This is a genomic window from Pelotomaculum sp. PtaB.Bin117, assembly GCF_002067195.1.
Lineage (GTDB): Bacteria > Bacillota > Desulfotomaculia > Desulfotomaculales > Pelotomaculaceae > Pelotomaculum_D > Pelotomaculum_D terephthalicicum.
Window position 1 is genome coordinate 1 of the sequence record NZ_MVQM01000004.1, and the last position, 6,513, is coordinate 6,513.

The 6,513-nt window shown below is 54.7% G+C and carries 8 protein-coding genes and 1 tRNA gene; 8 read left to right on the forward strand and 1 reads right to left on the reverse strand.

The window, feature by feature from the left end; translation table 11 throughout:
• Positions 1-120: 120 nt before the first annotated feature.
• On the reverse strand, positions 121-489 hold the full coding sequence (locus A4E54_RS00045; RefSeq protein WP_240083948.1) for a hypothetical protein: 369 nt from the start codon (positions 487-489) through the stop codon (positions 121-123).
• Positions 490-827: 338 nt separating this feature from the next.
• Between A4E54_RS00045 and murI the strand changes: the two genes are divergently transcribed.
• The 8 genes from murI to A4E54_RS00085 all read left to right on the forward strand — a co-directional run bounded on the left by murI (position 828) and on the right by A4E54_RS00085 (position 6,252).
• The gene (gene murI / locus A4E54_RS00050) at positions 828-1,628 is read left to right on the forward strand and encodes a glutamate racemase (RefSeq protein WP_240083947.1); all 801 of its coding nucleotides are present in this window, start codon (positions 828-830) and stop codon (positions 1,626-1,628) included.
• Positions 1,629-1,656: 28 nt separating this feature from the next.
• Entirely contained in the window at positions 1,657-2,634 is a 978-nt protein-coding gene (locus A4E54_RS00055; protein ID WP_240083946.1) for a 2-hydroxyacyl-CoA dehydratase family protein, read from the forward strand.
• A 4-nt stretch (positions 2,635-2,638) separates the two neighbouring features.
• Positions 2,639-3,415, forward strand: coding sequence for an acyl-CoA dehydratase activase (locus tag A4E54_RS00060; protein WP_240083945.1), 777 nt, complete (start codon positions 2,639-2,641; stop codon positions 3,413-3,415).
• Between the two features lie 23 nt (positions 3,416-3,438).
• Positions 3,439-4,230 (forward strand): MBL fold metallo-hydrolase, encoded by a 792-nt coding sequence (locus A4E54_RS00065; protein ID WP_286723586.1) that lies wholly within the window; start codon positions 3,439-3,441, stop codon positions 4,228-4,230.
• A gap of 4 nt (positions 4,231-4,234) precedes the next feature.
• Positions 4,235-5,002, forward strand: a complete 768-nt coding sequence (gene rph / locus A4E54_RS00070) for a ribonuclease PH (protein ID WP_286723587.1) — start codon at positions 4,235-4,237, stop codon at positions 5,000-5,002.
• Complete coding sequence (locus tag A4E54_RS00075) at positions 4,977-5,588, forward strand: XTP/dITP diphosphatase (RefSeq protein ID WP_240083943.1); 612 nt, start codon at positions 4,977-4,979, stop codon at positions 5,586-5,588. The genes rph and A4E54_RS00075 overlap by 26 nt, the downstream gene beginning before the upstream one ends.
• 6 nt (positions 5,589-5,594) lie before the next feature.
• Complete coding sequence (locus A4E54_RS00080) at positions 5,595-6,074, forward strand: metallophosphoesterase family protein (protein WP_286723590.1); 480 nt, start codon at positions 5,595-5,597, stop codon at positions 6,072-6,074.
• 104 nt (positions 6,075-6,178) lie between these two features.
• A tRNA-Gly gene (locus tag A4E54_RS00085) sits at positions 6,179-6,252 on the forward strand.
• Positions 6,253-6,513: the final 261 nt, after the last annotated feature.

The following is a 6,513-nucleotide window of genomic DNA, read 5'->3' on the forward strand; positions in this document are numbered from 1 at the left end:
TCTTTGCCATGCCCATTTTTAGGAATGTCGTGAAAAGGACAGTCTTTTTAGCCTGGCATGCCAGAATTTCCAGTTGCTTTATTCCAGATTTAATGATTCCTCCCATCTAATGCCGAGAGCCTATTTAGTATTCATGTTGCTTGCTCTTTTGTGATCAATATCATTAAAAGTAAATATCAGCCGAACGGGTTTCGTCAGATTACCGGCCGTCTTGCCAGAACTGTTGACTATTTTTATGTCCACTGCTTTTGTCACAAAATATTCTTCTGTAGGAAGTATTTTTTTGCTATCTGTTGCTTCTACTTTAACTTCGTAAGTTTTATCACTGGCTTTAGGTGGCGCCTCGAAGCGAAAACCAAGTTCTTCATTTGATAAAGTTGCCGGTAACTGCCCTATAGTAGTAGTTGAGACAGCCCAGCATGTTCCGCCCGTAAATAAAAATGCTGATAATATTAAAACCAATAAAACCATCTTCATACGTTTCATCATTTTTCTCCCCCTCCTGGAATTTAACAAACTGGCTACTCGACAATAATGATTTACCAATGGATAATTATGCAAATAAAGTGATTAAATCCTTTAAAACATATGACACCCCCTTTAGTTTAAAAAGTATTACCTTCGAACCAGCCCGAGGCTTGTCTACGCAAACCAAGCAAAATCTCTTTTTGACATTGTAACTTATAAAGCATTCATTGCTATTTTTTTTGGATAAAAAAGAGGAACCCTCGCCAGCCTAGTGAATAGTAATAAGGAGTTGTCATATTTAAGGAAACTCCTCTTAAACTTAATAGAAGGGCCGTACTGTTAAGTGAGGAGGGAAAATATTGAATAATGGCGGAGCTATCGGTCTGTTTGATTCGGGAATCGGCGGCCTGACGGTCTTCAGGGAAGTTAACAGAATTCTCCCTAATGAATCAGTCGTTTACTATGGCGATACGGCGCACGTGCCGTATGGTTCACGCAGCTTTGAGGAATTAATATATTTTGCCGGCAGGATTGTGGCCTATTTAGTGGAACAAAAGATCAAGTATGTCATTTTTGCCTGCAATACCAGTTCGGCCTTGTCTTTGCCTGTTTTAAAAAAGATTTACTCTCTGCCGATGATGGGTCTGGTCCAACCCGGCGCCGCTGAAGCGCTGCGGCTTACCCGTAACCGGAAGGCCGGTGTCATTGCCACTGAGGTCACAATCAAGACCAGAGCTTATGAAAAAGCCCTAAAAGCGCTTGACGGTAATGTTGAGGTCGTCAGCCTGGCTGCGCCGCTTCTTGTCCCCCTGGTTGAGACAGGGGACCCTAATACGCAACCAGCCGCCGCTGTGGTGCGGGAGAGCTTGGCTCCATTGCGCGGCGCCGGCATCGACACCCTGATTCTCGGTTGTACGCACTACCCTTTTTTGAAGGGATTAATTGCCTCCGAGATGGGACCGGAGGTGCGGCTGGTAGACCCGGCCGGAGCGACTGTGCGGTCGGCGGCAAAGGAAATGGCCGGCTTGGGGCTGCTGGCCGCGGGCGGCGCCGTTCCGGCGCACCGTTTTGTTGTAAGCGGCGATCCGGAAGCCTTTCGCGAGAAGGCGCGGCTTTTTATGGGAAGTGACATCGGGCCGGTTGCCCGCGTAGCATTGTGAAAGCGTGAGAGGAGGATGATTATAAGCCGTGCCTAAAGTTGGCCTGACCACAACAGTGCCGGTGGAAGTAATCATTGCCGCCGGATGGGTGCCGGTGGACCTGAATAATCTTTTTATCACCGGAGAGAATCCCCAGGCGCTGGTGGAGGAAGCCGAACTGGCCGGGTACCCCCGGAATCTATGCGCCTGGATTAAGGGAATTTACAGCACGGTGTTGAAGCAGCGGGATATTCAGACAGTGATCGCGGTGACCCAGGGTGACTGCAGCAACACGCACGCCCTGATGGAAACGCTGGAGTTGGCCGGGGTGGAAATTGTGCCCTTTGCCTTCCCGTACGACCGTGACGCCGACCTCTTGCGGCTGCAGATTGAGAAGATGATGTTTTACTTCGACGTGTCCTGGCGGCAGGTGGAGGAAGCCAAAGAAAAACTGGACCGGGTGCGGGGCAGGGTATGGGAGCTGGACCGGCTGACCTGGCAGGAAAGCCGTATCAGCGGGTGGGAAAACCATCTTTACCAGGTCAGCTGCAGTGATTTTAACGGTGATCCGGATAAATTCGCTGCGGATGCGGACATGTTATTGGAAGAAGCCCGTTCCCGGCTCCCGGCGGAAAAGGTGCTGCGGCTGGGGTATATCGGGGTGCCGCCGATTGTCGGCGACTTGTACCAGTATCTTGAGGAGCGCGGGGCGCGGGTGGTTTTTAACGAAACCCAGCGGCAGTTTACCATGCCCTGCGCGGCAGACGGCCTGGTCGAGCAATACCGGCAGTACACTTACCCGTACGGTATCTTTTTCCGCCTGGCGGACATCCGGCGGGAAGCCGCCCGGCGCAAGCTGGACGGGATTATCCACTATGCCCAGAGCTTTTGTTTCCGGCAGATAGAGGACCTGATTATCAGGCAGAAGCTTGACCTGCCGCTGCTGACCCTGGAGGGCGACAAGCCCAACCGCCTGGACGCGCGCACCCGGATGCGCCTGGATGTTTTTTTAGATATGCTGAGGTGATTGCATGTATATCGGCCTGGACCTGGGCAGCCGCAACGTGAAGATAGCCTTGATGGAAAAAGGCCGGACTGTCCGCTTGCTGGAGTTTGACACGGTTAATTTTTACCGGGAATACGGGCGAAAAACCGGCGGCAGGCTCATGGTTGATTTTGCCGCGCTCGGACTTGACGCAGCCGGCGCGGTGATTACCGCGACAGGGTACGGCCGCCAGGCTGTAAATGTGCGTGACGCCCGGATCATCCCGGAAATAAAAGCGCATGTCCACGGCGCCGTTCACTTGACCGGGCTGACCGGCTTCACCCTGCTCGATCTGGGCGGACAGGACAGCAAAGTAGCCCTGGTGCGCCGGGGGCGGTTGGCGGACTTTTTGACCAATGACAAGTGCGCCGCCAGCACGGGGAGGTACCTGGAAAACATGGCCGCGGTTTTGAATATCGGCCTGGAAGAGCTCGGCCTTCATTACCGGGACCCGGTGGAATTGACCTCCACCTGCGCCATTTTTGGCGAAAGCGAGCTTATTGACAAAATCGTTGAGGGGCATCCCGTTTCCGCTCTGGCTGCCGGGGTAAATTACAGTATATTCAAGCGAATTCACCCCATGCTGGCCAAATTGGCCAGCGACATTGTCGTATTTACCGGCGGGGTGGCCCGCAGCGGCGCGCTGGCGGAGATTATCAGGCGGGAGACCGGAGCGCGGGTGGTTGTGCCGGAACAACCGGAATACGCCGGCGCCATCGGGTGCTGCGTATCCGCTGAAGAGCAGCGCGCTGTTCTTCAGTAAAAATTGCGGGGAGGAATGAAATAATGCGGATAACCGTTCTGGGCTGCTGGGGGCCGTATCCCCGGGCCGGCGGCGCCTGCTCGGGCTACCTGGTCAGCGGCGGCGGGGTAAACGTGATGCTGGAAGCGGGCAGCGGGACTTTAAGCAGGTTGATGGGTCACATTGATTTTCGCGCGCTGGACGCCGTTGTCGTGACGCACCTGCACCACGACCATTACCTGGACCTTTTTCAGCTGCGCCACGCGGTGGAAGGGGCCAGGCGGGCCGGCAGCCGCGACAAGCCGTTAAAGCTTTACATCCCGTCCAGGCCGGATGGTGAATTCAGCTTGCTTAACAGTTATAAGGAGGCTTTTGCGGTAAAAGCGATAGAGTCGTTAGCCGAGGAAGAGATAACCGGCGGTTTTGCAGGGCGGAGGCTGGAGATCGGCGGCCTGGCAGTCCGCTTTATACCAGCGAGACACCTCCTGCCGGGCTATTCCGTATCATTTGAGAGGTCAGGCAAGTTTGTTTTTTCCAGCGACACCGCCCGCACCGGCGGGCTAATCGCGCTGGCCGCCGGTGCGGACCTGTTCCTTTGCGAGGCGAGCGGCCTGGACAGCGACGCCGGCCATATGGAGGGAGCGCACCTGACCGCCCGCCAGGCCGGTGAAGTAGGGCGGGCAGCCGGCGTTAAGCGGCTGCTGCTCACCCATTTCTGGCCGGAGTACGACCTGGCGGAATTGAGCGCCCAGGCCGCGGCGGGGTTCGGGGGGCCGGTGACGGCGGTGCGGGAAGACGAGACATATACATGCATACCAATAGCAAACGAGGGATAAACACATGATCAGAGTTGACGGCAGGAAGCCCGGGCAATTAAGGCCGGTGCGGATAACGAAGAATTATATCAAGCACGCCGAGGGTTCGGTTTTGATCGAAGCAGGTGATACCAGGGTCATTTGCACGGCTACCGTAGAGGAGAGAGTGCCGCCTTTTTTAAAAGGAGGAGGGAAAGGCTGGGTTACGGCCGAATACGGCATGCTGCCGCGCGCCACCGGAATGAGGAATTCCAGGGAGGCGGCCAGGGGTAAAATCGGCGGCCGGACTCATGAAATCCAGCGTCTGATCGGCCGTTCCCTGCGCTCGGTGATTGATCTTTCTGCGCTTGGTGAGCGAACAGTGCTGCTGGACTGCGACGTCATCCAGGCGGACGGCGGCACGCGAACAGCTTCAATCACCGGAGCTTTCGTGGCGCTGGCGGAAGCTTTGAGCAAATTGAAAGCGGAGGGGCTAATCCGTCGCGTACCCTTGACCGACTATATCGCCGCCATAAGTGTCGGCAGGCTGGGCGGCGAGATCTTGCTCGACCTTTGCTACGAGGAAGACTCTGCGGCGGAGGTGGACATGAACATTGTCATGACCGGCGCCGGACGTTTCGTGGAAGTGCAGGGCACCGGGGAGGAAGCCACCTTTACCAGGCAGGAGATGAACGATATGATTGAGTTGGCGGCGCAGGGGATTCAGCAGTTGGTCGCCTTTCAAAAAGAAGCGCTGGGTGCATATGGTAGCGGGGAGGAAGATGGGAATGAAACTGGTCCTGGCGACGAATAACAAGGGCAAGGTCAGGGAAATGTCCGAAATGCTGGCGTCTTGCGGCATCGAGGTGTTATCCCTGGCCGATTTTCCCCAGGTTGGGGATATCGAGGAGGACGGCGATACATTTCAAGCAAACGCTGTGAAAAAAGCCGCAATAACAGCCGAACTGACCGGGCTGACAGCCCTGGCCGACGATTCCGGCCTGGAGGTGGATTACCTTGGCGGAGCCCCGGGAGTCTATTCGGCCCGCTTCGCCGGGGAGGAGAAGAGCGACCGGGCCAACAATGAAAAGCTGCTGAGACTTTTAGCCGGGTTGCCGCCGGACAAGCGCGCCGCGCGGTTCCAATGTGTTATGGCCATTGCCCGGCCCGGCGGTTTCGTCCATACCGTGCAGGGGACCTGCGAGGGAGTGATCGCCGGTGAGCCGCGGGGCGATATGGGTTTCGGCTACGATCCATTGTTCTACCTGCCTGATTACGATAAAACTTTCGCCGAACTTGACCTGTCTGTTAAAAACAAAATCAGCCACCGCGGCAAGGCCCTGGCCCAGGTCCTGGAATACTTGTCCGAGTTGAGCAAGAAAGAGATTGACAGGGGGTGATGACTGTTGCGGTTAGCAGTATTCAGCGACAGCCACGGACGGCTGACATTTGCCTTCCAGGCTCTCCGGAGCGCCGGGCCGGTTGATTTAATATTGCACGCCGGCGATCACTGTAGCGACGGCTTGAAGTTAGGCGCTGAAACCGGTATACCGGTAAAGGCGGTTAGAGGAAATTGCGACTATGGCCTTGACGGGTTGGCGGAGGAAATTGTCGAGTTGTCCGGCCGGCGAATCCTGCTCACGCACGGCCATCTCGCCGGGGTCAAGCAGCCGTCGTCGCGCGGGAACTTATTGGCGGCGGCCCGGGAAAACGGGGTGGAGGCAGTGATCTTCGGACACACTCACGTTGCTGTTTTCGAGCACGAGGGGGGCGTGCTGCTTTTTAACCCCGGCAGCATTGCCAGGCCGCTGGATCAGGAGCGTCCCAGCTACGGGATTCTGGAAATCACCGGGGAAGGCATCATTCCTTATATCTGCCGTATTTAGCCTACACGCACCCGGTGATATTTTCAGCCCACCAAAATAATTTTGACTCCGGGTAAATTATTGGTTATAATATTAATTGCATTATCAAAATATGATTTCCACAAGCGGGTGTAGCTCAATGGTAGAGCATCGGCCTTCCAAGCCGAGTACGTGGGTTCGATTCCCATCACCCGCTCCATTCTTTTTGAGCAGGGCGTTTTGGGTGTATGTGACTGGAAGCATAAGTTTGCCATTTGGCAGACTTATGCTTCTTGATAATTTACGGGGTGGGTGCCAAACTTAAGTACGAAGGCCCGCGGCAAGCTTATGCTTCCTTTTTGGAATGATGATAAGAACTATAAGAGATTAAATTAATGGTTTTAATTTTTTATTACTCCCGTTATTAAAGGATTATTTCTTTGTTTGGCGTAGTTATATTTTGGGAGAGCGATTTCAATGA

Excerpts from the sequence above, each read along its gene's own strand:
- A4E54_RS00045 (WP_240083948.1), bottom strand. The coding sequence starts at position 489 with ATGATGAAACGTATGAAGATGGTTTTATTGGTTTTAATATTATCAGCA.
- A4E54_RS00060 (WP_240083945.1), top strand. The coding sequence starts at position 2,639 with ATGTATATCGGCCTGGACCTGGGCAGCCGCAACGTGAAGATAGCCTTG.
- A4E54_RS00065 (WP_286723586.1), top strand. The coding sequence starts at position 3,439 with ATGCGGATAACCGTTCTGGGCTGCTGGGGGCCGTATCCCCGGGCCGGC.
- rph (WP_286723587.1), top strand. The coding sequence starts at position 4,235 with ATGATCAGAGTTGACGGCAGGAAGCCCGGGCAATTAAGGCCGGTGCGG.
- A4E54_RS00075 (WP_240083943.1), top strand. The coding sequence starts at position 4,977 with ATGAAACTGGTCCTGGCGACGAATAACAAGGGCAAGGTCAGGGAAATG.